The sequence below is a fragment of the Burkholderia sp. BKH01 genome, from assembly GCF_025685725.1.
Taxonomy (GTDB): Bacteria; Pseudomonadota; Gammaproteobacteria; order Burkholderiales; family Burkholderiaceae; genus Burkholderia; species Burkholderia pyrrocinia_C.
Genome location: NZ_JAOTQT010000032.1, coordinates 43,353 through 66,265 on the forward strand (window position 1 = coordinate 43,353; position 22,913 = coordinate 66,265).

The following is a 22,913-nucleotide window of genomic DNA, read 5'->3' on the forward strand; positions in this document are numbered from 1 at the left end:
CGCCCGTCAGCCGGCGAGCGGTTCGAGCGCCGCGCGCAGCGCGTCCGGCAGCGCGACCGGGCGGCGCGTGCCGCGATCGACGTATACATGCACGAAATGCCCCTGCGCGGCGGGCGACGCATCGCCTTGCGCGAACAGCCCGACCTCGTAGCGCACGCTCGACGTGCCGAGTTTCGCGACGCGCAGCCCCGCGTCGACCGACTGCGGAAACACCAGCGGCGCGAAGTAGTTGCACTGCGTTTCGACGACGAGCCCGATCGTCTGCCCGTGCTCGACGTCGAGCACGCCCGCGCGGATCAGGTACTCGTTCACGACGGTGTCGAAGTAGCTGTAGTAGACGACGTTGTTCACGTGCCCGTAGACGTCGTTGTCCATCCAGCGGGTCGTGATCGGCAGAAAGTGGCGGTAGGCGTCGCGGGAACGCGGCTGCGGCTTGTCGGACATGGCGATGGCGGTCAGGACGATGAAGACGAAGCGCGGCGGCCGAGTGGCACGGCGCGCCGGCAACAAGCGAAGCGCCGCGCCGCGATCGCGCGCGGCACGGCGGATGAAACCCTGCGGACGAGCCGGCCCGTCACTGCCCCGGCCGGTCGACGAATTCGAAATCGAGGCCGCGCGCCCGCATCCAGTCGGCGAGCGCGACGCCCGTGCCGGCGCGCCACGGGCGCAACAGCGGCGGCTCGACGAGCCGGTATTCGAGCAGTTCGGGCGACAGCGCGACCGTGCCCGACGCGCGCACGTGGTACGCGATGATCAGTTCGTTCTTGCGGATGAATTCGTACACGCCGACGAGCGACACGTGCTCGGCCTTCAGCGCCGTTTCCTCGAACACCTCGCGCGCGATGCCGTCCTCGGGCGTCTCGCCGTTCTCGAGGAAGCCGGTGATCAGCGCGAACATCCCTTCGGGCCAGGCTGCGTTGCGCGCGAGCAGGATCTTGCCGTCGAGCTCGACGATCGCGGCGACGACGGGCAGCGGGTTGTTCCAGTGAACATAGCCGCAGGCATCGTCGGGGCACGCCTGGCGGACGCGGCCGCCTTCATGTTCGGGATCGGCGCGCTCGGTCAGCGGGCTCGCGCAGCGCGGGCAAAAGCGGTAGTCGGCGATGGTCATCGATGGGGATCTGGCGGACGCCCGGTGGCCGCCTGCCGGCCGCCCGCGCGCCCGCTCGGCGCGGGAAAGGCTTCCATTCTAGCGAGTTTGCCCGCGCCGCAGACGATCCGGCCCCGCGAGCGTCAGGGTCGCGGGCGGCCCTTTGCGGCGATCGTTGCGAAGCCGGCGGCGCCCGCAAGCAGCGCGGCCACCGCGACCCACAGCGCCGGGGAAAACGACCCGAAGCGCGCGGCAAGCGGTGCCGCGACGAGCGGCCCGATAATCTGCCCGACCCCGTACGACGCGGTCGCATAGCCCATCAGCCCGGCCGCCCGCTCGCCGTGCAGGCGCCGCGCCTCGCGCATCGCGAACAGCGTGATCGCGGTGAACGGCAGCCCGAGCAGTGCGCTGCCGACCGAGAAGCCGAGCGCGTTCGGCCACACGATCCCGGCCGCGATGCCGAGCGCCTGCGTCGTGCAGCCGGCCGCCAGCAGCAGCCGGTTGTCCCAGTGCCCGGGCAGCCGCGCGGCGGCGATCGCGCCGACGATCAGCGCCGCGCCGAACATCGGCCAGAACAGGTCGGGCCACGGCGAACCGGCCGGCAGCGCGGTGCGTGCGATCACGGGCAGGAACGTCGCGGTGATGATGTAGCCGAAGCCCGGCGTCCCGTACAGCACGACGAGCCACGCGGCCTCCACGCGCCGGCGGCGCGCGTCGGCCGGCGCCGCGGAGACTGCCGAAGCTGCGGCGGCCGCATGCGGCGCGGCGCCGGCCGCCGGCACGCCTTGTGCCGGCACGACCGCAAAGGTGCGCCAGATCGCGACCGACAGCACGGCCGACAGCGCCGCGAAGCCGAGCCAGCCCGACGCCGCCGGCCGGCCGGCCAGCGCACTGCCGATCAGCCCCGTCAGCACGATGCCGACGCCGGGCCCCGCGTAGATCACGCCGCTCCACTCGGGCGCGTGCAGCTCGGCCAGGCGTCGCAGCCCCCATTGCGACACGAACACGAACGTCCACGCGCTGACGACGCCCGCGACGAAGCGCACCGCGAGCCACACGGGCAGCAGGTGGCCGATGCCCATCGCGGCGGTGAGCAGCACGGTGGCCGCGAGCCCGAAGCGGACCATCCGCGCGGGCGCGACGCGCAGCGCCGCGCAACTGACCGCGCCTATGAAGTAACCCGCATAGTTCGCCGATGCGAGCCAGCCGCCGGCCTTCAGGCCGATCGAGCCGTCCGCGAGCATCAGCGGCAGCAGCGGCGTGAACGCGAAACGGCCGACGCCGAGCACGATGGCGAGGCCGACCATGCAGGCCAGCGCAGCCGCGCGGGCGCGGCGGTCGGCCTGATCGGACGGAAGCTCGCTGGCGGCAGCGGTCGGGGCATCGGAGCGGGACATGGCGGCATGGGCCGGCGCGCGATGCGCCGGCCGGATCGGAAACCGGAATGCATCCATCGTAGCTTGACCAGACGTTCTCGAAAAATGAATAATTGAGAATCCATTCATCGCTTGGAGAGAATCATGGACCTGGCGGCGCTGGCGATTTTCCGGGCCGTCGTGCGCGAGAACGGCGTGACGCGCGCGGCGGCGAAGCTCAATCGCGTGCAGTCGAACGTCACGACGCGCATCAAGCAGCTCGAAGAGGAACTCGGCGCCGCGCTGTTCGTGCGCGACGGCCGCCGGCTCGTACTAACGCCGGCCGGGCACACGCTGCTGCCGTATGCGGAGCGCCTGCTGGCGCTCGCCGACGAGGCGCGCGACGCGGTGCGCGAGGACACGCCGCGCGGGCGGCTGCGGCTCGGCACGATGGAAAGCACGGCCGCGAGCCGGCTGCCGACCGTGCTCGCGCGCTATCACCATGCATGGCCCGACGTGTCGCTCGAACTGGTGACGGGTACGACTGGCTGGCTGATCGGCAAGGTGCGCGACTTCGAGATCGACGCCGCGCTGTTCGCGCGCCCGCCCGCGCCGGACACGCTGCCCGACACGTTCGAGACGGTGCCGGTCTTCCGCGAGGACCTGGCGCTGCTCACGCCGCGCGGCCATCCGCCGGTGCGCACGCCGCGCGACGTGATCCTGCCGACGCTGATCGCGTTCGAGCGCGGCTGCGCGTATCGCAAGTACGCCGAGCAGTGGTATGCCGCGCATGGGATGAAGCCGGCGCGCGTGCTAGAACTCGGCTCGTATCACGCGATCGTCGCGTGCGTCGCGGCCGGCGCGGGCATCGCGGTCGCGCCGCGTTCGGTGCTCGACCTGCAGCCCGAGACCGGCAACATCGCCGCGCACACGATTCCCGAACTCGAAGGCATCGACACGCTGCTCGCGTGGCGGCAGGGTTACGCGTCGGCGGCGCTCGCCGCGCTGCGCGACGCGCTTGAGGAGGCCGCGCGGCAGCCCGACCCGGCGCGGAAGTCGCGCGTGGCGCAGCCGGCCTGACGCGATCCGCCGACGGACGCACGACGACGCACCCGCGCGCCGCCCGTCTGCATGCCTGGCTACCGCTCGTGCGTCAGGCATGGCGGCGGATCAGCCAGCCGCACCCCGCGCAAACGCAAAACGACCCGACCGGCCAATGGCCGAATCGGGTCGTTTCGTTTCATGCGATTCCGTCAAAAGAATCGCGCAGTGCCGGCCGGCGCTCCGCCCTCGCAGGCGCCGCGCCGGCCAGGCCGATCAAAGACGCTCTTCGACCCAGCCCTTGACGCCGGCCAGCGCGCCCGCCAGGTTCGCCGGCTCGGTGCCGCCTGCCTGCGCCATGTCCGGACGGCCGCCGCCCTTGCCGCCGACCTGCTGCGCGACGAAGTTCACGAGCTCGCCGGCCTTGACCTTCTTGCTCGCGTCGGGCGTGACGCCCGCGATCAGGCTGACCTTGCCGCCTTCGACGGCCGCCAGCACGATCGCCGCGCTCTTCAGCTTGTCCTTCAGCTTGTCGACAGTTTCGCGCAGCGTCTTCGCGTCGGCGCCGTCGAGCGTCGCGGCCAGCACGTACACGCCGCCGATTTCGATGGCCTGCTGCGCGAGTTCGTCGCCCTGGCTCGATGCGAGCTTCGACTTCAGCGCGCCCAGTTCCTTCTCGAGCGACTTCACCTGGTCCTGCACCTGCGCGATGCGCTGCGTGAGCTCCGACGGCTGCGCCTTCAGCGCGGCCGCGGCTTCGTTCACGCGGGCGTCGAGATCCTGCACGAAGCGCACCGCGTTGTCGCCGGTGATCGCCTCGACGCGGCGGATGCCGGCCGCGACGCCGCCTTCGACGACGATCTTGAAGAAGCCGATGTCGCCGGTGCGGTGCACGTGCGTGCCGCCGCACAGTTCGCGCGAGAAGCCGAGGTCGAGCACGCGCACTTCATCGCCGTACTTCTCGCCGAACAGCGCCATCGCGCCGCCCTTCACCGCTTCGTCGTACGGCATCACGCGCACGATGCCCGGCGCGTTCGCGAGGATTTCGTTGTTGACGATCTGCTCGACGCGACGGATTTCGTCGTCCGTCATCGGCGCGTTGTGCGCGAAGTCGAAACGGGTCTTGTCGGCGTCGACGAGCGAGCCCTTCTGCTGCACGTGCGCGCCGAGTACCTCGCGCAGCGCCTTGTGCATCAGGTGGGTGGCCGAGTGGTTGCGCTGCGTGCGCGCACGACGGTGCGCGTCGATTTCCGCGCGCAGCACGTCGCCGACCTTCAGCGTGCCCTGCTCGAGCGTGCCGTGGTGGCCGATCACGTCGGCCTGCACCTTCAGCGTGTCGGCCACCGCGAAGCGCGTCGACGCATTCGCGAGCACGCCCTGGTCGCCGACCTGGCCGCCGGATTCCGCGTAGAACGGCGTGTGATCGAGCACGACGACCGCATCCTGGCCGCCCTTCACTTCGTTGACCGACGAGCCGTCGACGTACAGCGCGACGACCTTCGCGTCGTCGAACGCGATTTCCTCGTAGCCGTGGAAGGTGGTCTTCGCGCCCGTGTATTCGAGGCCCTGCGTGGCCTTGAACTTGCCGGCCGCGCGTGCCTGCTCGCGCTGGCGCGCCATCGCGTCGTCGAATGCCGGCTCGTCGACCGTCATGCCGCGCTCGCGGCATACGTCGGCCGTGAGGTCGAGCGGGAAGCCGTAGGTATCGTGCAGCTTGAACGCGAGTTCGCCGTCGAGCACCTTGCCGCCCTTCGCTTCGACGTCGGCCAGCGCGCCCTCGAGGATCGACATCCCGTGCTCGATCGTTTCGAAGAAGCGCTCTTCTTCCTGGCGCAGCACGTCGGTCACGCGCTGTTCGGCTTCCTTCAGCTCCGGATACGCGACGCCCATCTCGGCGACGAGGTCGGCCACCAGCTTGTGGAAGAACGAACCCTTGCGGCCGAGCTTGTAGCCGTGGCGGATCGCGCGGCGCACGATCCGGCGCAGCACGTAGCCGCGGCCTTCGTTGCCGGGGATCACGCCGTCGACGATCAGGAACGAGCACGCGCGGATGTGATCGGCGATCACCTTCAGCGAGTTGTTGCTGAGGTCGCTGATCTCGGTCACGCGCGCGGCGGCCTTGATCAGGTTCTGGAACAGGTCGATCTCGTAGTTGCTGTGCACGTGCTGCAGCACCGCGGCGAGGCGCTCGAGGCCCATGCCGGTGTCGACGGACTGCTTCGGCAGGCGCGTCATGTTGCCCTGCGCGTCGCGGTTGAACTGCATGAACACGAGGTTCCAGATCTCGATGTAGCGGTCGCCGTCTTCCTCGGCCGACCCCGGCGGGCCGCCCCACACGTCCGGGCCGTGATCGTAGAAGATCTCGGTGCACGGGCCGCACGGGCCCGTATCGCCCATCGTCCAGAAGTTGTCGGACGCGTAGCGCGCGCCCTTGTTGTCGCCGATCCGGATGATGCGCTCGGCCGGCACGCCGACTTCCTTCGCCCAGATGTCGTACGCCTCGTCGTCTTCCTGGTAGACGGTGACCCACAGCTTTTCCTTCGGCAGCTGGTAGACCGTGGTCAGCAGCTCCCACGCGAACTTGATCGCGTCGTGCTTGAAGTAGTCGCCGAACGAGAAGTTGCCGAGCATCTCGAAGAACGTGTGGTGGCGCGCCGTGTAGCCGACGTTCTCGAGGTCGTTGTGCTTGCCGCCCGCGCGCACGCTGCGCTGCGCCGTCGTGGCGCGCGAATACGGTCGCGGGTCCGTGCCGAGGAAGACGTCCTTGAACTGGACCATGCCCGAGTTCGTGAACATCAGCGTGGGGTCGTTACCGGGCACGAGGCTCGACGAGCGGACGATCGTGTGGCCCTTCGATTCGAAGAATTTGAGGAATTTCTCGCGGATTTCGGCAGCTTTCATGGCGTGCGGGGGACAGTCTGGCAAAGACGGCTTCAAACGCCGTCGCCCTTGGCGGGGCGCGCGGCGGCATGGATTCGGAAACGATCGATTATACGGGATCGGGGCCGGCTTCCGGGCAAAGCGCCGGCAAAGCGGCTCGGCCATCCGGCCGGCTCGGCTGGGCCACCCGCGCGGCCGATTCGCCTTAAGATGCTCGGCATGCCAATCGGCCTTGCCGGGCAACGGAGGCCAGCCATGAAAGGAGACGATTCGACGATGGGTGCCCTGAGCCATATCCGCGTGCTGGACCTCACCCGCGTGCTCGCGGGCCCGTGGTGCGCGCAGACCCTCGCCGATTTCGGCGCGGACGTGATCAAGGTCGAGCGCCCGGGCGCCGGCGACGACACGCGCCACTGGGGGCCGCCGTACCTGAAGGACGCGGACGGCGCGGATACCGCCGAGGCGGCGTACTACCTCGCGGCGAACCGCAACAAGCGCTCGGTGACGATCGACATCGCGACGCCCGAAGGCCAGCAGATCGTGCGCGAACTCGCCGCGCAAAGCGACGTCGTGCTCGAGAACTACAAGGTCGGCCAGTTGAAGAAATACGGGCTCGATTACGAATCGCTGCGCGCGGTGAAACCCGATCTCGTCTACTGCTCGGTCACCGGCTTCGGCCAGACCGGCCCGTACGCGCACCGCGCGGGCTACGACTTCATCGTGCAGGGAATCGGCGGCTTCATGAGCATCACCGGCGAGCGCGACGGCGAGCCGGGCGGCGGCCCGCAGAAGGCCGGCGTCGCGATCGCCGATCTCGCGACCGGCCTCTACTCGACGATCGCCGTGCTCGCCGCGCTCGCGCACCGCGACCGTACGGGCGAAGGCCAGTACATCGACATGGCGCTGCTCGACGTGCAGGTCGCGCTGCTCGCGAACATGAACACCAACTTCCTCGCGAGCGGCACGCCGCCGATGCGCTGGGGCAACGCACATCCGAACATCGTGCCGTACCAGACGTTCCAGACGAGCGACGGGTGGATCATCGTCGCGGTCGGCAACGACGGGCAGTTCCGCAAGTTCGTCGAGGCCGGCGGCCGACCCGAACTGGCCGACGACGAACGCTTCGCGACGAACCCGTCGCGCGTGCGCCACCGCGACACGCTGGTGCCGATCCTCGCGGAGATGGTGAAGGCGCGCGGCAAGGCCGACTGGATCGGCGTGCTCGAAGCGGCCGGCGTGCCGTGCGGGCCGATCAACGATCTGGAGGAAGTGTTCGACAACGAACAGGTCGTCGCGCGCGGGATGCAGGTGTCGCTGCCGCACCCGTGCGGCGCCGACGTGCAGCTCGTGCGCAACCCGATCCGGATGAGCGCGACGCCGCCCGACGCGCGCACGGCCCCGCCGCTGCTCGGCGCGCAGACCGACGACGTGCTGCGCGACATGCTCGGCTACGACGACGAACGGATCGCGGCGTTGAAGGCGAAGCAGGCGATCTGACGAACGGCCGCTTCAACGGCTCGCGCGGCGGCGCCTAGCGGGCGAGCGCGTCGAGCCAGCCGCGCGCGGCCGGCCAGTCGCCGAGCCCGCTGTCCGCGTTGATGTGGCCGCGCGGGCCGATGTCGCGAAACTCGCTGCCCCACGCGTGCGCACAGCCGCGCGCGAACGCGAGCGAGCCGTACGGATCGTCGCTGCTCGCGACGACGCAAGTCGGAAACGGCAGCCGCTCGTGCGGCACGGGCCCGAAGCCGTGCGCGTCGGCCGGAAACGCCGGGCCGCCGGGATCGGGCAGTGCGACGAGCAGCGCGCCGCGCACTTTCGCGAGCGCGGCCGGGCGCGCATAACGCGTCGCCCACCACGCGGCGGTCAGCGTGCCGAGGCTGTGACCGGCGATCAGCACCGGCCCGCGCGCGGCTTCGACCGCACGATCGAGCGCGAGACACCAGCCGTTGCGGAACGCACGATCCCAGTCGGGCATCGCGACGCGCGAGAAGCGCGCATCGGCACGCTCCCAGCGGCTCTGCCAGTGAAGCGGGCCCGAATTGGCGTAACCCGGCAGGACGAAAACGAGGGGGTCGCTCATGAAAGGATTCGTCGACGGATGGTGTCGTAATGTGATGTCGACGAAGTGTCGCACACCCTCCTCTCCCTGATGCTGCCTGTCAAAAACCGGAAGGGTATGCAGCGGGTCGTGATGCGTTCAGGACGATGTCACGACCGACCGGCGCGCATGCGCGCCGGCTTCGATCAGCGTACGCCGGCGCCGACCAGGCCGCCTGCCGCCGCGCCGGCAACCGTGCCGACCGGGCCGCCCGTGATCAGGTAGCCGAGCGCGCCGCCCGCGGCCGCGCCGATACCGGCATTACGTTGCGTATGCGTCATCGCGCATGCGCCGAGTTGCGACAGCGCCGCGACGATCACCGCGGTACGAACCAGAAAAGTGGTCTTCTTCATCATGATTATTGGCTTCCTCCCGCCACGCAATTACGCGAATGGCGGCATTGAATCGGTGAAGCCATCATAGGAAAACCCGAACGGCGCGAGCAATCCGATTTACGTCGTGTTACAGCGGACACACTATCGAGATATTGCGGTACGCATCGCGAACGCACCGCCCTTCACCCGCAAGCCGCGCGGGACGGACCCCGGTCAGGTAGAATTACAGGATTAAACCGGCGCGACGCGCCGACACAACCTGACGCCAACCGCATGAGCACCGAACGCAACGACGCCCCCGCGGCTTCCAACTTCATCCGCAACATCATCGACGACGACAACCGCACCGGCAAATGGGGCGGCCGCGTCGAAACGCGCTTCCCGCCCGAGCCGAACGGCTATCTGCACATCGGCCACGCGAAGAGCATCTGCCTGAACTTCAGCGTCGCGCGCGACTACGGCGGCGTGTGCCACCTGCGCTTCGACGACACGAACCCGGAAAAGGAAAGCGTCGAGTACGTCGACTCGATCGTCGACGCGGTGCGCTGGCTCGGTTTCGACTGGCGCAAGGACGCGGTCGACCACCAGTATTTCGCGAGCGACTACTACGACAAGCTGTACGAGTTCGCCGAGCTGCTGATCAAGCGCGGCAAGGCATATGTCGACAGCCAGAGCGCCGACGAAATGCGCGCGAACCGCGGCTCGCTGACGGAAGGCGGCAAGCCGTCGCCGTTCCGCGACCGCTCGCCCGACGAGAACCTCGACTTGTTCCGCCGCATGAAGGCCGGCGAGTTCAAGGAAGGCGAGCACGTGCTGCGCGCGAAGATCGACATGGCTTCGCCGAACATGAACATGCGCGACCCGGTGATCTACCGGATCCGCTACGCGCATCACTACCGCACCGGCGACGCGTGGTGCGTGTATCCGATGTACGACTACACGCACTGCATCTCGGATGCGCTCGAAGGCATCACGCATTCGCTGTGCACGCTCGAATTCGAGGATCACCGCCCGCTGTACGACTGGGTGCTGAACGAACTCGCGGAAGCCGGCGTGTTCACGCGCCCTCTGCCGCAACAGATCGAATTCTCGCGGCTGAACCTCACGTACGCGATCACCAGCAAGCGCAAGCTGCTGCAGCTCGTCACCGAAGGCCACGTCGACGGCTGGGACGACCCGCGGATGCCGACGATCGTCGGCGTGCGCCGCCGCGGCTTCACGCCGGAGAGCATCCACCTGTTCTGCGAGCGGATCGGCGTGACGAAGATCGATTCGTGGATCGACATGAGCATCTTCGAAGGCGCGCTGCGCGACGACCTCGACGACAAGGCGGCGCGCACGGTCGCCGTGCTCGATCCGCTGAAGCTCGTGATCGACAACTATCCGGAAGACCTGGAAGAAGCGTGCACGGCGCCCGTGCATCCGCATCACCCGGAGCGCGGCGTGCGCACGTTCCCGATCTCGCGCGAGCTGTGGATCGAGCGCGAGGATTTCGTCGAGAACCCGCCGAAGGGCTATTTCCGCCTGTTCCCGGGCAACAAGGTGCGCCTGCGCTACGGCTACGTGATCGAGTGCACGGGCTTCGACAAGGACGCCGACGGCAACGTGACGGCCGTGCACTGCAACTACTTCCCGGACAGCAAGTCGGGCACCGAAGGCGCGAACACGTACAAGGTCAAGGGCAACATCCACTGGGTCAGCGCGAAGCATGCGCAGCCGGCCGAAGTGCGGATCTACGACCGCCTGTTCAAGGAGCCGCATCCGGACGCGGGCGGCGCGAACTTCCTCGAGGCGCTGAATCCCGATTCGAAGAAGATCGTGCAAGCGTACGTCGAGCCGGGCAACAGCGACATCGCGCCGGAAACGCGCCTGCAGTTCGAGCGGCACGGCTACTTCGTTGCCGACCGCGTCGATTCGAAGCCGGGCAAGCCCGTGTTCAACCGGATCGTCGGGCTGCGCGACAGCTGGGGCAAGCCGGCCTGACGGCCTGCTCCGCGTGCGGCGCGCGGCCTCGGGCCGACGTCGCGCGACCATGAAAAAACCGGCTCGAGGGCCTAATGCCGTTCAGTTAAGAACTGAACGGCATTTTTTATTAGCAGCGCCACCCGATAGAACGGGTGGCGTTTTTTTGCAATCGCGTCGCATGACGCGCCGGGTTGCCATCGTGCTTCGGATTTCAGTGCGCGGATTCGCGGGTGGCGCAAGCGCGCCGGAGACGCTGGGCGATAGTCAGGCACTCGCCAGGACGATCGCAATGAGCCTGGCATTCACACGTCTCAAAATGGAGAATTGGCCATGAGCAGCCCGTCGGGAATTAACCGTTCGTCACCGAGCACGCGGCAGTTGGAAACATCCCAGGTTATCGCCCCGCGCCCCGACAATTCGCGTCCCGGCGGGAGCGTATCGGGAGGCGGATCGTCACCACAGCTCCAGGCTTTGACGCCTCATTCGAGTACGGCGACACTGGTAACGAACAGGCCCCCCCTGCCCTCCGCACGCGCGTCATCGGCACCCGCACCGGAAACCGGCTTTTCACCGGCGCCGACGAGAGGAGGCGCCAAGGACTGGGCGGAATGGTATGCAGCCAACGCGTCGAAAGTCGGCACGTCGGCGGGCGACGTAGCGGCAGGAAAACAAAGGAAGCTGCCGGAAGAACTCCCTCCGAGGCTCCAGGAGGCGCTCAGATTCCTCGAGAAAACGGATGACCTCAAACAATATAGCTCTCCGAACGAACTTATCGACCACCTCAGGCAAGTGAACGACTCTCGGCCGGGTGTGGAATTTTTCAGCGAGACCAAGAGCCAGTTTCGCGTTTTCCCCGGTGAAATGGACCCCTCCAAAAATGGGTTCCCGAAGAATTGGGACCTTGGAACACCCACGGCGCATGCGGTTCCGACCGAACTGGACCCGGCGACCACGACCTCCCTCGCACACGTCACCCGGCCGAGTGCGCTTCGCCACTTCGATCACGCACGGGTCAATGTGGACAGTGGAGAGGGAGAATTCGGCAAAGGATTCTATCTGACGACCGGGCACGAGACCGCCGCACAAAACCAAATTGCTTCGGTCTGGAACAAGCCGGGCGCCAAGGAGAACCTTCAGGAGGTGCTTCGCTTCGACGTCGGAAACAACGTGTTGCGCAAGATGGTCGAGACGGATGGACAGCGCGATTTCCTCGTCCATGTGATGCAGAATCGCAATGGTTACCCGGAGGACATGACCGAGCAGGCTGCCGTCGAGATGATCAATCAGATCAACGCGCAGGGAAAGGTTCTGATCTTTCCCGACAACAAGGACACCAAGGTCAAGATCGACTCGACCAACGAGAAGAGTTGGCACGAGTATGTCGAAATGAAAGGCGGGACCGGCGATCACTATATGGTGATCGGTCCGCAAAAGCCGGACGACCTACAAGGCATCCGGCAAATCGCGATGCGTTATCAGATGGGCGAGTTCATGATCAATTCGGTTCCGCGCTCGCATCAACAGATGTGAACCGAACAGGTGGCGGTGGCCCGTACCGGCCCCGCTTCTGGAAAAGACCGGGCATCGCCCTAATGCCGTTCAGTTAAGGTCTTTCCGAAGATATCGAACGGCATAACGAGCCGGACGGGATTTGACGGCCCGATCGCATTTGCGGTCGGGCCGTTTTACGTTGATGAGCAGTTTGAGGTGCTCGCGCAGTCGTTTGAGAACGGCGGGAAGCTTGGCCAATGCTGGCGTACGTGCAGCCCACATCATCTCGTGCTGGATGAGATGGAAGGAGCGGACGAAACTGAGTTCGGTCGGCTCGCACTTGGCCTCGAAGGCAGCACTGGCCATTTCGCGGCGGACAGGTTCGGCGATCAAGGCGCCCCAGATTTCCTGATAAATGCCCTCGACAGTCCGACTGCGTAGCGTCAGTTCGCTGCCAAGCATGGATTGCTTGAGTTCGCGATAGCTGGTTTCGACCTGCCAGCGACGTTCGTAGCAGGCATCCAGATCCGCCACCTTGAAACGACGTCGATCGGTCAACGAAGTCAGCAGTACCCGCTCGCGGCCTCCGGCATCAAGCACACGAATCGCACGAGCCGTCCACCATTCAGGCAGCCGACTTAGGTCGGCGAGCGCTGCATCCAATAGGAAGGTCAGCTGGTCGCTTAGCATCGCGACCAAACTTAACAGCTTGCCGCTCCGTTTACAACTCCAACCCTAAAAACAAAAATGCCGTTCAGGTCTTAACTGAACGGCATTAGGCTCGAGGGCCGGTTTTTTATTGCATGCAACGAAGCCAAGCGACGCGGCAACGGAAGCCACCGCATTCATTCACGCACCCGACAACCGCCGATGCAGTTCCGCGAGCGACAGCTTCGTGCGGAACAAGCGCGCGAGGCTGCGGCTCGCATACGCGTCGATATCGCCCGGCGCGGTCCAGCGATACGCATCCATCTCGGGAATCATCGAGCCGTCGCGACGGCTCGGGAACAGCGACGTGCACGTGCACAGCGCGGGATCGATCTCGCCGTCCGCCACCTGCACCGCAAACAGGTGCAGGTCCTTGTCGTGCCGGTACGCGAAGCGGCCGAGATCGAGCAGTCGCGCCGGCGCGAACTCGATGCCGGTTTCCTCGAGCAGCTCTCGCAGCGCCGCGTCGGCCGGCGTCTCGTCGGGCTCGCCCTGCCCCTTCGGGATGTCCCAGTGCGTGGTATCCGTCGCGTGCGCGAGGAACACGCGGCCGGCCGCATCGAGGATCACGACGCCGCACGACACCGTGCGCGGCGCGTCGCCCCGCTTCGTCACACGCGTGCTCAGCGCTTCTGCAACTGCCACTTGCCCGCGGCCGTCTTGCAGTAGACGGGCTTGAGCGTCATCGTCTGGCCCTTCGCGGTGATGTCGGTGGCGATTTCGCGGCAGGTCTTGCCGTCCGTCTCGGTCGTGGTCGGCGTGAGCTTCGCTTCGATCTGCGTGCGGCTGCCGCTGTTCTGCCACGTCGTGGTCTCGCCGTCCTTGCCTTCGTCGCGCACCTTCGCGGCGGCCTTCGACAGCGACGCGGTGTCGGCCTTGCTGAAATAGCTGAGCGGCGTGTCGTTCAGGAAGTTCAGGTTGTTCTGCGCGTGGGCGGGCAGCATCGCGGCTGCGCACGCGGCGCCGGCCAGCATACGCGTGACGATGGAAAGGGATGCACGCATCGACATGTTGTTCTCCTTGGATGTTCGATCGAACGGCGCGGTGCATGCCGGCGAACCGGCACGCGCCACGCCCGTCAGCGAGCGAGCATAGCATGCGTGCCCCGTGCGACGCTTTTGGGCCTGTTCCCGTTATTGGCGGGAACAAGCCCTAGCGGGCCGCCTGCGTCGAAGCGGGTTGATATCCGTCAGTCAGCGTACCCAGGAACGCGATCACGTCCTTGATCTCGGCCGCATTCAGCGCCGGCTGCTCGCCGCGCTTGCGGTCGAACGGCGGTTCGCGGTTGATGTTCGGCCAGTAGCGCTTCGGCAGATCGTCGTAGATCTGCACCTTGCCGTGCACGACCGCGTAGAACTTCTCCGGATGAATGTCGCGCTCGACGTAGAAGCGCATCACGTCCTCGAGCGAGTGATACACGCCGTTGTGGAAGAACGTCTTGCGCAGCGCGACGTTGCGCAGCGACGGCGTGCGGAACAGCCCGCAGAATTCGTCGCGGCCCTTCAGGTCGGTGCGTTCGGGGCCGCACGCGCCGAGATCGTGGAAGCTCGGGTCGCGGTTCACAGGCAGCGCGCGGTTGCGCGGCACCGCGATCGCGATCAGCCCGAAATCGCTGAACTGCGGCGGGCCGCCTTCGAGCGTGCGCTGGCTCACGTGGCAGCTCGCGCAGTTGCCCTTCTTCTCGTCGTTGAACAGTTGCAGCCCGTGCAACTCGGCGGGCGTGAGCTGCGCGCGGCCGGCCAGGTACGCGTCGTACTTGCTCGTGTACGGATCGAACAGCGCCGGCTGCTGCTGGAACGCATCGAGCGCACGCAACACCGCGTCGAACACCGCCTGATCGTCGCCGAGCACCCGCTCGCCGAATGCCTTGCGGAACGCGTCCGCATACGGCGCCGCGCGCACCGCCTGCGCGACCCGCGCCGGCGAGCTGCTCATCTCGAACGGCGACAGGAGCGGAATGCGCGCCTGCGCGTCGCGGGTGTCGACTCGGCCGTCCCAGGTCAGCCCGCCGGTCGGGCCCGCGTCAATGCTTTCGTCGCCCTCGTCGGGCGAATCGTGGAAGTGCTCGCTGAACGGCGGGATGCCGCGCAAGTACTTCAGCGACGGCGCCGCACGGAACCCGGTGCGATGCATGTCGTCGCCGCCGAGTTGCACCGACAGCGCGTTCGGCGGCCCGAACGCATGGTCGGCGCTGTGGCACGTCGCGCACGCGAGCTTGCCGGAGCCCGACAGCGACGGATCGAAGAACAGTTGCTTGCCGAGCGCCGTCATCTGCTTCACGCCCTCGAACACCTGCGCGCGTGTCTGCGGCTGGCTGGCCGGTGCGACCGCGGGCGCGGCCTGGGCGGCCGGCACAACGGCCGCGGCCGGCGAATTCGCGCCGGGCCGCGCATCGCAACCGGCGAGCGCCGCGAGCCCGGCAGCCAGCGCCAGGGCCGCCGCGGCATGGATCAGCGATCGCGCGGACGCAAGGGATTTCGGGGTGGTGGGCATCGTCGTTCTATTTGGTAGCGGTGGGCAATCGGCCGGAGCTTATGTCAGTTCCGTGACCGTCGCGTGACGTTCAACCGACAGTCAATTGAAAGCACCCCTACACCCGCCTGTCAAATGGGTTCCAGATAATGCGCGCAGCCGGTCGGCGCCCGGCGCCTGTCGCGCCGGCCCTACGCCAACCCGGTTCCCACACGCGACCAACGACGAAAGAGAGAACATCGCATGAAGAAGCACGCCTGGATTCGCTACACGCCGATCGCCCTCGCGGCCGCGCTCAGCCTGACCGCCTGCGGCGGCGACGACGTCACGCAACAGGGCCTGTCGGCCGTCAAGAACGTTGTCGTGATCTACGCGGAAAACCGCAGCTTCGACAACCTGTACGGCAACTTCCCGGGCGCGAACGGCCTGCAGAACGCGACGGCCGCGAATTCGGTGCAGAAGGATCGCGACGGCTCGACGATGGCGACGCTGCCGAAGGTCTGGGGCGGCCTGACCGCGACCGGCATCACGCCGGCAGTCACCGAGGCGATGACGGCGAACCTGCCGAACGCACCGTTCGCGATCGACGATCCGGCCGGCTTCAACCAGCCGATGAGCATCGCGACGCGCGACATCGTGCACCGCTTCTACCAGGACCAGATGCAGATCAACGGCGGCAAGAACGACATGTACGCCGCGTGGACCGATGCCGGCGGCCTGACGATGGGCCACTACACGCCGGACCCGTCGAAGCTGCCGCTGTGGAAGATCGCGCAGCAGTACGTGCTCGCCGACAATTTCTTCATGGGCGCGTTCGGCGGCTCGTTCCTGAACCACCAGTACCTGATCTGCGCGTGCGCGCCGTTCTACGCGAACGCGAACACGAGCCCCGCGGCCGGCAAGATCGCCGTGCTGAACGCGGACGGCAAGTCGCTGAAGGTCGCCACGAACTCGCCCGCCTCCGCGCTGAGCGGCCCGCCGAAGTTCGTCAACGACGGTGCGATCACGCCCGACTTCTTCGCGGTCAACACGATGCAGCCGCCGTATCAGCCGAGCGGCAACAAGGCGGCCACGGGCGGCGACCCGCTGCTCGCCGACCCGGCCAACGCGTCGACGATGCCGCCGCAGACGGCCACCAACATCGGCGACCTGCTGACCAGCGCGAACGTGTCGTGGGCATGGTATAGCGGCGCGTGGGGCCAGGCGCTGCAGGCGAGCCAGAACGGCACGTCGAACGTGATCTACGGCGCCGACCTGTCGACGCCGAACTTCCAGCCGCACCACCAGCCGTTCAACTACTTCGCGAACCAGGCACCGGGCACCGCGAACCGCGCTCAGCGCCTGCTCGACGGCGGCGCGAACGGCGCCACGTTCATCCAGGCGATCGACGCGGGCGCGCTGCCGGCGGTGACGTTCTACAAGCCGCAGGGCAACCTGAACGAGCACCCGGGCTACACGGACGTCACGTCGGGCGACCAGCACATCGCCGACGTGATCGCGCACCTGCAGGCGAGCCCGCAGTGGAAGAACATGGTCGTGGTCGTCACGTACGACGAAAACGGCGGCTTCTGGGATCACGCGGCGCCGCCGACCGCCGACCGCTGGGGTCCGGGCACGCGCATTCCGGCGCTGATCGTGTCGCCGTTCGCGAAGAAGGGCTTCGTCGACCACACGCAGTACGACACGGGCTCGATCCTGCGCTTCATCACGCGCCGCTACTCGCTGCCGCGCCTCGCGGGCCTGCAACAGCGCGACGACGCGCTGAAGGCCAACGGCGCTCAGCCGATGGGCGACCTGACGAACGCGCTCACGCTGTCGCCGAACCTGTAACGGCATCACGACGGACAGGCCGGCAGCGCTGCCGGCCCGGACGAACGAAGGGCGGCCTCGCGGCCGCCCTTTTTTCACGAGTGCGCGTTGTTGTCGCGCCCCTTCGTCACCACCCGTACTTCAGCTCGACGCCGACGTAGTCGGCGTTGTGCCCGCCCGCCTGCCGGATCGCATCGCCGACCTGGAAATGCACGGCCTCGACCGCGCCGATCAGGTTCGCGGCAATCGTCCAGTCCGCACGCAGCTGCACGTACATCCCCGTCCACAACCCGCCCTTGCCGGCCGTGCCCGGCACCACGGCGTTGCCCTGCTGGTAGACCGCGTCGCCGGTCGTCTCGCGCCACTGGAAACCGAGCGCGCCGAGCAACGCCAGGTTCGGCGACGGTTTCAGCGTCACCGACGGCTTCACGTGGATCAGGTTCGAGTACCCCGTGTAGCCGGCGAGTGTGAAGTAATAGCCGTTCGGAAACAGCGGATTGAAGGTTCCGATGCGACCGTCGTGCGGATGCCGGTCGCCCGACGCCGCATCGACCTGCAGCGCGACGCGCGGCGACCACGGTGCGTCGAGCCGGTAGCCGGCGATCGAACCCACCGCCCAGGCACGGATCGAGCTGCTGCCGACCGTCCCTGTCTGCAGCATCGTTTCGAGATCCCAATCGAAGCGGCCCTGCGTGCCCGTGTAGCGCACGTCCCACACGTCGCGGCGCTCGGCGCCGCTTGCATCGAGAAAGCGCGCGTTGCTGCGGTTGTAGCGCGACCAGTAGCCCGACAGGTCGCCGGGCCCGACCGACTGCCGCTCGAAGCGCACACCGCTGAACGTGAGGTCGCGGTTCGACACGTCGTCGAACGCGGACACGGTGCGGTTCTGCACGGGCTGCGTCGCATACGCGATGAAGCGCCACTTCTGATATTCGTAGTCGGCCCACACCGCATCGAACGCCTGCCGCACGTTCGGGCCGTCGCGCGCGGCGATGAAGCGCTGCAAGTCGAACGCCATCTCCTGCCGGCCGACGCGGAACTTGAACGTGCCACCGCCGAGCGCACCCGTGTAGGTCGCGAATGCCTGTTCGAGATCGAGCGGGTTCTTGTCGACCGGCGAGATCGTGTTCTTGCCGAACGCACGGTCGTCCTGCAACTGCACGAAGAACTGCCAGTGCTGGCCGAGATGCGCATCGGCATGCACTTCGACGCGCTGGATCAGGTACGTGTCCGATTGCGCGGAGCCGATCCCGAACAACGGCGCGTCGTTGGTCTCGAGGCGCTCGCGCAGGTTCACGCCGAGCGAAAGATAGGATGCCGGATCGTTGCCGAGCGGGATGTACTTCAACCCGTCGAGCGGCGCGCGCGGCACGCACGGATTCGCGAGCACCGACCAGTCTTCCTGCCAGCGGTTGAACAGCACGGTCGGCCGCTTGGCCGTGCACGTCGATGCGGGCGCGCTGCCGGCCGCCGCCGGTGCCGCCGCCGTGTCCGCGAACGCCGCATCGGCACCCGCGAGCAGCAACCCCGCGACAACCGACGCGCGAGCGGCCCGGTCGAAGCGGCTGCCTCGTGTCGTTGCGCTGCGCTGCCCGCTTGTCGCGGCCAACCGTTCGCGACCGCTTGCATCGGTCCGGCCCGCACGCCCCCCGCGGCCGCGACGCGTCCGTCCACGCCGAATCATCATGCATCCCCCTGCGTAACGGTACGGGCGGACAACCCCGCGCATGCCGACAGCACCGCGAGCGCGCCGGTGGGTGCGAGCAGCGCCCAGAACCCGACGTGGCGATAACCCAGCGCACCGCACACCGCGCCGAGCGCGAACGCGACGATCGCCGGCAGCATCTTCGCGACGCGCGCGCGTGCCGTCGTACGCACGCTGTCGGTCGTGCCGGCGGACAACAGGTCGACGACGTCGAGGATCGCCTGCGTGACGTTGCCGGTCATCACCGTATTCGGCACGCCGGCGCGCGCGATCACGCGCGGATGCGCGTTCTGCACGCCCATCGCGAACGTGCCGACAAAACCGGCCACCAATACCGGCAGGCTGTCGGATTGCGTGACGGGCGTCGCCCACACGCCGGCCGCGCAGAAGCCGAGCAGCAGCACGGCCTGCACCGCATGCAGCGCTCGCGCGCCCTGCCATGCAGGCCGCGCGGAAAGCGCGCGCGCGATCAGGCTGCTCGCGACGACGCCGCACACGAACGCGGGAAACACGCTGAGCTTCAGCAGGACGCCCTGCCCGAACCCCGCGATGCCCGCGCCGATCAGCACGAAGTTGCCCGTCACGTGCGCGGTGAACAGCCCGAACAGCGCGACGAAGCTCAGCGTGTCGACGAAGCCGGCCACCGCGGCAAGGATCGTGTCCTCGTGCTTCATCGCGTGGCGCCCGCGTGGATCTCGGCAACGTAGCCGCCCGGGAACTGCACGAGCGCCGCGTCACGCCCGTCCGCCGTGTACGACGGCACGAGCACGTTCACGCCCGCGGCCTGCGCCTTCTTCAGCGTCGCGGCCAGATCCGCCACTTCGTAGCCGGTCATCTCGTGCCCGTACGGGTACGGCAGTTGGCCGTCCGTCACGAGCACGGTCATCTTGCCGAAGCCCGACGTGATGCGAATGCGGCGATAGGTGTCGTTCGGCCGGCCGATCTCGATGCCCGGCGCCTTGAGGTTGTCGGACACCACCTTGCCGTTCGAGAACTTGACGAAATCGTGGACGAACTTGCGCACGCTCTGCGGTGACACATACACGCGGTTCTCGGGGATCGTCTGCAGTGCCGCGTAGTTCGGCGCCTGCGTGTGCCAGTACAGCTGCATCTTCACGCCGCCCGTCCACGCGATCACCGCATCGCGGCCGATCGGATCGGGGAACGTGTCGACGATCACTTCCGCGCCATGCTCGCGCGCCACCTTCATCGCCGCGTCCATGTCGGTGACGAGATAACCCGTGCGCTCCGCGCCGAACGGCCAGGGCACGGGCGTCTTGAAGCCGAACACGGAGATCGTGCCCGCCGGCGTGAAGACGAGTTGCGACATCGTCTGGCTCGGGGTCGGCGTGACCTGGAACACGCCCTGCTTCGACTTGCTGCCGCCGAACGTCGCGACGAAGCTGTCGGTGAAGCGATCGAAATCCTCGGGGGCGACGTATACGTGCGTCGTGTCGTATTGCGGCCCGACGGCAAGCGTCGGTGTGGCCGCCGGCGGCACGGGCGGCTTCGCGTACGACGCCGGTGCCGCGACGAGGCCGGCGGCGATCGCAAGCGCGAGCAAGGCGGAACGGATCGTTTTCATCACAGGATTTCCTTGTTGTTTCATCGTCATCGAGTGGTACGGCCGTCGCCGGCCGGATGCTTCGCATCGGCGAGCACGGTCGCGAGCACGAGTGCGGCGATCAGCCCGAGATGCTCGAAAAAGCTGTTGAGCGCCATGAAGCGCGCCACGCCCGTCTGGTTCCAGAAATCGTTCGCCACCAGCATCGCGACGAGCGTCAGCATGCCGAGACTGCCGGCGCCGAGCCACGTGAAGCGGTTCAACACCACGCACAGCGAGCCGGCGATCTCGACCGCGATCGCGAGCGCCGCCCACAGCGCGGCCGGATGCAGGCCGAAATGCGCCTGCTCGGCGACCGCACCGCCGAAATCCAGCGCCTTCGCGACGCCGCCGATCAGGTAGGCGGACACCAGCGCGAGGCGCACGAGCGGCAGGACCCACGGCTGCGCCAGCAGCGCGCGGACCCACGCCGGGTCGCGGAAGCCGCCGGAATCGATCGGGGCCGCCATGTCAGATCGCCCAGCACGAACAGCCGAACGCGCCCCAGAAGCCCTTCGCGTCCGACGTCGGCAATGCGCTACCCCATGCGCTCGCATGCGCATGCGCATGCACGTTGCACGCGCTCGAGCAGCCGCACATCGCGGCGGCCGCCGCACGCTGCAGCGGTGCGCCGTTGCGCTGCGTCGCACCCCAGCCGCCGTAACCACCGTACTCGCGCACCGGCGACCAATCCGGCATCGCGGGCGGAATCGGCGCATCGTGCGATGCGAACGGCCCCGCACCCCATACGATCTTGCCGCCGACCACCGTCAGCAACGCGGTCGTATCCACGATATCGTCCTCCGCGCATGTGAAGAAATCGCGATCCGGGACCATCAGGTCGGCAAGCTGTCCGACCGCGATGCGCCCTTTCTTCCCCTCTTCGTTCGAGAACCACGTCACGTATTCGGTCCACATCCGCAGCGCGGTCTCGCGATCGAGCAGATTGCGCTGCGGATACATGCGCAGCCCGCCGACCGTCTTGCCCGTCACGAGCCACGCAAGCGACACCCACGGGTTGTACGAGGCAACACGCGTTGCGTCGGTGCCGGCCGACACCTTGAGCCCCTTGTCGAGCATCTTCGCGACAGGCGGCGTCGCCTCGGCCGCCTGCGCGCCATAACGCTCGACGAAGTATTCGCCCTGGTATGCCATCCGGTGCTGCACCGCAACACCGCCGCCCAGCGCCGCAATACGATCCATCGATTTTTCGGAGATCGTTTCCGCATGATCGAAGAACCAGTTCAACCCGTCGAGAGGAATTTCGCGGTTCACCTTCTCGAACACGTCGAGCGCGCGGCTGATCGTTTCATCGTAGGTCGCATGCATGCGCCACGGCCAGCGGTTCTGTGCGAGCACGCGCACGACGCCTTCGAGATCGTCCTCCATCTGCGCCGGCAGGTCCGGGCGCGCGACGCGGAAATCCTCGAAGTCGGCCGCCGAGAACACCAGCATCTCGCCCGCGCCGTTGTTGCGGAAATAGTCGGTGCCGTCGTGATACTTGACGCTCTTCGTCCAGTTCACGAAGTCTTCCTTCTCGGCATTCGGCTTCTGCGTGAACAGGTTGTACGCGATCCGGATCGTCATCTCGCCCGCGTCGTGCAGCTTGCGGATCACTTCGTAATCGTCGGGGTAATTCTGCGAACCGCCGCCCGCATCGATCACGCCCGTCACGCCGAGGCGGTTCAGTTCGCGCATGAAATGGCGCGTCGAGTTGTACTGGTATTCGAACGGCAGCTTCGGCCCCTTCGCGAGCGTCGCGTAGAGGATCGTCGCGTTCGGGTTCGCGAGCAGCAGCCCGGTCGGGTTGCCCGCGGCGTCGCGCAGGATCGTGCCACCCGGCGGCTCCGGCGTGTCCTTCGTGTAGCCCACCACGCGCAGCGCGGCCGCGTTCAGCAGCGCGCGGTCGTACAGGTGCAGGATGAACACCGGCGTATCGGGCGCGACCGCGTTGAGTTCCTCGATCGTCGGCAGGCGTTTCTCGACGAACTGGTGTTCGGTGAAGCCGCCGACCACGCGCACCCACTGCGGCGCGGGCGTGATCGCGACCTGCCGCCTGAGCATGTCCATCGCGACGGCGAGCGACGGCACGCCGTCCCAGCGCAGCTCCATGTTGTAGTTCAGGCCGCCGCGAATCACGTGCGTATGGTTGTCGATCAAGCCCGGCAGCACGGCACGGCCACCGAGATCGACGACCTTCGTCGCGCGGCCCGCGAGCGGCACGATGTCCGCGTTGCCGCCGACCGCGACGAAGCGGCCGTCCTTGATCGCGACGGCGGTGGCGACGGGGTTCGCACGATCGAGCGTCGTGATGCGCCCGTTGTGCAGGATGAGATCCGGATGAGTATCGATTGCGCTCAT

19 protein-coding genes and 1 pseudogene are annotated in these 22,913 nt (G+C 67.4%); 5 read left to right on the forward strand and 15 right to left on the reverse strand.

Translation table 11 applies throughout. The features are described 5' to 3' along the window. Nucleotides 1–6 precede the first annotated feature (6 nt). The 3 genes from OEJ37_RS31115 to OEJ37_RS31125 all read right to left on the reverse strand — a co-directional run bounded on the left by OEJ37_RS31115 (nucleotide 7) and on the right by OEJ37_RS31125 (nucleotide 2,487). Nucleotides 7–444: an acyl-CoA thioesterase gene (locus OEJ37_RS31115; RefSeq protein ID WP_174420501.1), complete on the reverse strand. Its 438-nt coding sequence runs from the start codon at nucleotides 442–444 to the stop codon at nucleotides 7–9. 130 nt (nucleotides 445–574) lie between these two features. Then, nucleotides 575–1,111, reverse strand: coding sequence for an NUDIX domain-containing protein (locus tag OEJ37_RS31120; protein WP_263348600.1), 537 nt, complete (start codon nucleotides 1,109–1,111; stop codon nucleotides 575–577). 122 nt (nucleotides 1,112–1,233) lie between these two features. Continuing rightward, entirely contained in the window at nucleotides 1,234–2,487 is a 1,254-nt protein-coding gene (locus tag OEJ37_RS31125; RefSeq protein ID WP_263348603.1) for a YbfB/YjiJ family MFS transporter, read from the reverse strand. Between the two features lie 123 nt (nucleotides 2,488–2,610). Between OEJ37_RS31125 and OEJ37_RS31130 the strand changes: the two genes are divergently transcribed. Continuing rightward, complete coding sequence (locus tag OEJ37_RS31130; protein WP_263348606.1) at nucleotides 2,611–3,525, forward strand: LysR substrate-binding domain-containing protein; 915 nt, start codon at nucleotides 2,611–2,613, stop codon at nucleotides 3,523–3,525. Nucleotides 3,526–3,762: 237 nt separating this feature from the next. Here the strand turns inward: OEJ37_RS31130 and alaS are convergent, their stop codons facing one another. Then, a complete protein-coding gene (gene alaS / locus OEJ37_RS31135) occupies nucleotides 3,763–6,387 on the reverse strand; it encodes an alanine--tRNA ligase (protein ID WP_263348609.1) in 2,625 nt (874 codons plus the stop codon). A gap of 255 nt (nucleotides 6,388–6,642) precedes the next feature. On the opposite strand from alaS, the gene OEJ37_RS31140 reads away from it, so the two are divergent. After that, entirely contained in the window at nucleotides 6,643–7,863 is a 1,221-nt protein-coding gene (locus OEJ37_RS31140) for a CaiB/BaiF CoA transferase family protein (protein WP_263348676.1), read from the forward strand. 34 nt (nucleotides 7,864–7,897) lie between these two features. Here the strand turns inward: OEJ37_RS31140 and OEJ37_RS31145 are convergent, their stop codons facing one another. Together OEJ37_RS31145 and OEJ37_RS31150 are read right to left on the reverse strand one after the other, a co-directional pair. Next, nucleotides 7,898–8,446, reverse strand: coding sequence for an RBBP9/YdeN family alpha/beta hydrolase (locus tag OEJ37_RS31145; RefSeq protein WP_263348612.1), 549 nt, complete (start codon nucleotides 8,444–8,446; stop codon nucleotides 7,898–7,900). A 164-nt stretch (nucleotides 8,447–8,610) separates the two neighbouring features. After that, the gene (locus OEJ37_RS31150) at nucleotides 8,611–8,820 is read right to left on the reverse strand and encodes an ornithine acetyltransferase (RefSeq protein ID WP_006497729.1); all 210 of its coding nucleotides are present in this window, start codon (nucleotides 8,818–8,820) and stop codon (nucleotides 8,611–8,613) included. Nucleotides 8,821–9,072: 252 nt separating this feature from the next. Between OEJ37_RS31150 and OEJ37_RS31155 the strand changes: the two genes are divergently transcribed. Beyond that, entirely contained in the window at nucleotides 9,073–10,782 is a 1,710-nt protein-coding gene (locus OEJ37_RS31155; RefSeq protein WP_263348624.1) for a glutamine--tRNA ligase/YqeY domain fusion protein, read from the forward strand. Between the two features lie 312 nt (nucleotides 10,783–11,094). Next, the gene (locus OEJ37_RS31160; protein ID WP_263348625.1) at nucleotides 11,095–12,294 is read left to right on the forward strand and encodes a hypothetical protein; all 1,200 of its coding nucleotides are present in this window, start codon (nucleotides 11,095–11,097) and stop codon (nucleotides 12,292–12,294) included. A 69-nt stretch (nucleotides 12,295–12,363) separates the two neighbouring features. Here OEJ37_RS31160 and OEJ37_RS31165 read toward each other — a convergent pair. The 4 genes and pseudogenes from OEJ37_RS31165 to OEJ37_RS31180 all read right to left on the reverse strand — a co-directional run. Beyond that, nucleotides 12,364–12,888: pseudogene (locus OEJ37_RS31165) on the reverse strand (transposase); the annotation flags it as partial. Nucleotides 12,889–13,104: 216 nt separating this feature from the next. After that, complete coding sequence (locus OEJ37_RS31170; RefSeq protein WP_263348679.1) at nucleotides 13,105–13,578, reverse strand: NUDIX hydrolase; 474 nt, start codon at nucleotides 13,576–13,578, stop codon at nucleotides 13,105–13,107. A gap of 8 nt (nucleotides 13,579–13,586) precedes the next feature. Beyond that, nucleotides 13,587–13,973 carry an RT0821/Lpp0805 family surface protein gene (locus tag OEJ37_RS31175; protein WP_174420510.1) on the reverse strand — a complete coding sequence of 129 codons (387 nt, stop codon included), beginning with the start codon at nucleotides 13,971–13,973 and terminating at the stop codon, nucleotides 13,587–13,589. Nucleotides 13,974–14,115: 142 nt separating this feature from the next. Continuing rightward, nucleotides 14,116–15,456, reverse strand: a complete 1,341-nt coding sequence (locus OEJ37_RS31180; RefSeq protein WP_263348629.1) for a cytochrome-c peroxidase — start codon at nucleotides 15,454–15,456, stop codon at nucleotides 14,116–14,118. 222 nt (nucleotides 15,457–15,678) lie between these two features. On the opposite strand from OEJ37_RS31180, the gene OEJ37_RS31185 reads away from it, so the two are divergent. Continuing rightward, a complete protein-coding gene (locus OEJ37_RS31185; RefSeq protein WP_263348630.1) occupies nucleotides 15,679–17,265 on the forward strand; it encodes an acid phosphatase in 1,587 nt (528 codons plus the stop codon). Between the two features lie 106 nt (nucleotides 17,266–17,371). Here the strand turns inward: OEJ37_RS31185 and OEJ37_RS31190 are convergent, their stop codons facing one another. From OEJ37_RS31190 to OEJ37_RS31210, 5 genes are read right to left on the reverse strand one after another with little or no spacing between them, the layout of a single operon-like run. Beyond that, on the reverse strand, nucleotides 17,372–18,928 hold the full coding sequence (locus OEJ37_RS31190; protein WP_411859301.1) for an alginate export family protein: 1,557 nt from the start codon (nucleotides 18,926–18,928) through the stop codon (nucleotides 17,372–17,374). Then, on the reverse strand, nucleotides 18,928–19,623 hold the full coding sequence (locus OEJ37_RS31195) for a YoaK family protein (RefSeq protein WP_263348634.1): 696 nt from the start codon (nucleotides 19,621–19,623) through the stop codon (nucleotides 18,928–18,930). Before OEJ37_RS31195 ends, OEJ37_RS31190 begins: the two co-directional genes overlap by 1 nt. Continuing rightward, entirely contained in the window at nucleotides 19,620–20,534 is a 915-nt protein-coding gene (locus tag OEJ37_RS31200) for a glyoxalase (protein ID WP_263348637.1), read from the reverse strand. Before OEJ37_RS31200 ends, OEJ37_RS31195 begins: the two co-directional genes overlap by 4 nt. 26 nt (nucleotides 20,535–20,560) lie before the next feature. After that, entirely contained in the window at nucleotides 20,561–21,022 is a 462-nt protein-coding gene (locus tag OEJ37_RS31205) for a DoxX family protein (protein ID WP_263348639.1), read from the reverse strand. A 1-nt stretch (nucleotide 21,023) separates the two neighbouring features. Further along, entirely contained in the window at nucleotides 21,024–22,913 is a 1,890-nt protein-coding gene (locus OEJ37_RS31210) for an amidohydrolase (protein WP_263348641.1), read from the reverse strand.

Excerpts from the sequence above, each read along its gene's own strand:
- OEJ37_RS31115 (WP_174420501.1), bottom strand. The coding sequence starts at position 444 with ATGTCCGACAAGCCGCAGCCGCGTTCCCGCGACGCCTACCGCCACTTT.
- OEJ37_RS31120 (WP_263348600.1), bottom strand. The coding sequence starts at position 1,111 with ATGACCATCGCCGACTACCGCTTTTGCCCGCGCTGCGCGAGCCCGCTG.
- OEJ37_RS31125 (WP_263348603.1), bottom strand. The coding sequence starts at position 2,487 with ATGTCCCGCTCCGATGCCCCGACCGCTGCCGCCAGCGAGCTTCCGTCC.
- OEJ37_RS31130 (WP_263348606.1), top strand. The coding sequence starts at position 2,611 with ATGGACCTGGCGGCGCTGGCGATTTTCCGGGCCGTCGTGCGCGAGAAC.
- alaS (WP_263348609.1), bottom strand. The coding sequence starts at position 6,387 with ATGAAAGCTGCCGAAATCCGCGAGAAATTCCTCAAATTCTTCGAATCG.
- OEJ37_RS31140 (WP_263348676.1), top strand. The coding sequence starts at position 6,643 with ATGGGTGCCCTGAGCCATATCCGCGTGCTGGACCTCACCCGCGTGCTC.
- OEJ37_RS31145 (WP_263348612.1), bottom strand. The coding sequence starts at position 8,446 with ATGAGCGACCCCCTCGTTTTCGTCCTGCCGGGTTACGCCAATTCGGGC.
- OEJ37_RS31150 (WP_006497729.1), bottom strand. The coding sequence starts at position 8,820 with ATGATGAAGAAGACCACTTTTCTGGTTCGTACCGCGGTGATCGTCGCG.
- OEJ37_RS31155 (WP_263348624.1), top strand. The coding sequence starts at position 9,073 with ATGAGCACCGAACGCAACGACGCCCCCGCGGCTTCCAACTTCATCCGC.
- OEJ37_RS31160 (WP_263348625.1), top strand. The coding sequence starts at position 11,095 with ATGAGCAGCCCGTCGGGAATTAACCGTTCGTCACCGAGCACGCGGCAG.
- OEJ37_RS31175 (WP_174420510.1), bottom strand. The coding sequence starts at position 13,973 with ATGTCGATGCGTGCATCCCTTTCCATCGTCACGCGTATGCTGGCCGGC.
- OEJ37_RS31180 (WP_263348629.1), bottom strand. The coding sequence starts at position 15,456 with ATGCCCACCACCCCGAAATCCCTTGCGTCCGCGCGATCGCTGATCCAT.
- OEJ37_RS31185 (WP_263348630.1), top strand. The coding sequence starts at position 15,679 with ATGAAGAAGCACGCCTGGATTCGCTACACGCCGATCGCCCTCGCGGCC.
- OEJ37_RS31190 (WP_411859301.1), bottom strand. The coding sequence starts at position 18,928 with ATGATTCGGCGTGGACGGACGCGTCGCGGCCGCGGGGGGCGTGCGGGC.
- OEJ37_RS31195 (WP_263348634.1), bottom strand. The coding sequence starts at position 19,623 with ATGAAGCACGAGGACACGATCCTTGCCGCGGTGGCCGGCTTCGTCGAC.
- OEJ37_RS31200 (WP_263348637.1), bottom strand. The coding sequence starts at position 20,534 with ATGAAAACGATCCGTTCCGCCTTGCTCGCGCTTGCGATCGCCGCCGGC.
- OEJ37_RS31205 (WP_263348639.1), bottom strand. The coding sequence starts at position 21,022 with ATGGCGGCCCCGATCGATTCCGGCGGCTTCCGCGACCCGGCGTGGGTC.
- OEJ37_RS31210 (WP_263348641.1), bottom strand. The coding sequence starts at position 22,913 with ATGAGCGCAATCGATACTCATCCGGATCTCATCCTGCACAACGGGCGC.